Consider the following 608-nt stretch of genomic DNA (forward strand, 5'->3'; position numbering starts at 1 on the left):
CTCACAGCTCTATTATCAGCTCCCCGAGGCTTATCGCAGATTTATACGTCCTTCTTCGGCTCTACATGCCAAGGCATCCACCGTTTGCTCTTAGAAACTTGTCAACAAAATTGCTAAAGACCAATGCGCAACCCCAAAGGGTTGCCATTGATACATACTTTGGACACACCAACAACTCACCGGTAAACCGGGTCTGTTGCGGCATATCCAAGATGCTCGCGTCCACTGTGTAGTTCTCAAAGTACGGGTAGTACCCCACCTGGCCCCCACAAAGGGAACCAGGGCAAGGTCCACAAGTTCTCAGTCCCAGGCCACCCTTCTCAGGCAGCCCCGGTCTGGTCCCTCAGGACCCAACAGCGTGCAACGACCAGAACTAGTGCCGGCCCCCGTTCCTTCCCCGAAGGGCGTACTTGGAAGACGATGTTCGTCCTGGTCACAATGTCAATGTTCCACCCATGAGCGCCACCGGGAAACATGTGTCCCCGAAATGGCTACGAGGTTGGTAGCCCTGTATCACAGAGGCATCCTCGAGTGCTCCTTAGAAAGGAGGTGATCCAGCCGCACCTTCCGGTACGGCTACCTTGTTACGACTTAGTCCTAATTACCGA

2 rRNA genes are annotated in these 608 nt (G+C 54.1%); both read right to left on the minus strand.

Annotated features, from left to right (window positions below):
- Window positions 1-104: ribosomal RNA gene (locus DL891_RS16630) — 23S ribosomal RNA — on the minus strand; the annotation flags it as partial.
- Between the two features lie 438 nt (window positions 105-542).
- Window positions 543-608, minus strand: a 16S ribosomal RNA gene (locus DL891_RS16635); the annotation flags it as partial.

This window comes from Homoserinimonas sp. OAct 916, from assembly GCF_003260275.1.
In the GTDB taxonomy this organism is placed as follows: domain Bacteria; phylum Actinomycetota; class Actinomycetes; order Actinomycetales; family Microbacteriaceae; genus OACT-916.